The sequence below is a fragment of the Candidatus Thiosymbion oneisti genome (genome assembly GCF_900092655.1).
In the GTDB taxonomy this organism is placed as follows: Bacteria; Pseudomonadota; Gammaproteobacteria; order Chromatiales; family Chromatiaceae; genus Thiosymbion; species Thiosymbion oneisti.
This window is the reverse complement of record NZ_FLUY01000933.1, coordinates 1-384: the sequence shown is the minus strand read 5'-3', so window position 1 is coordinate 384 and position 384 is coordinate 1. Positions and strand designations below refer to the sequence as shown.

Annotated in this window: 1 pseudogene; it reads left to right on the top strand. The window is 60.2% G+C overall.

What is annotated here, in order from left to right:
- Positions 1-336: pseudogene (locus tag BQ17_RS21740) on the top strand (hypothetical protein); the annotation flags it as partial.
- Positions 337-384 lie beyond the last annotated feature (48 nt).

The following is a 384-nucleotide window of genomic DNA, read 5'->3' as shown; positions in this document are numbered from 1 at the left end:
GCCAGCGCCAGTGACGCCAGCATCAAGACCAAGAAGCGTTTGGAAACCGAACTCAAGAAGATCGAGCGTGATCTGGACGCCGACACGCGGTGCCTGGATGCCAATGATGAGCAGGAAAACCACGCCGGCGACCGGTTGGGTGAAGACCCCGCGCTGGTGAGCAAGTTGGAGGAACTCAAGACGCGCCAAGCCCGCCAGCAGGCGCAACGCAAGCAGCTCGAGGAGCGTGGTGAGACCCAGCGCTCCCGTACCGACCCTGATGCGCGGGCCTTGAACAAGGGCAAACAGCACGTCACCGGCTACAATGTGCAAAGCGGCGTCGATGGGAAACACTAACTCATTGTGTATCACGAAGTCACCAACGCTGGGGACGATCAGAACCAG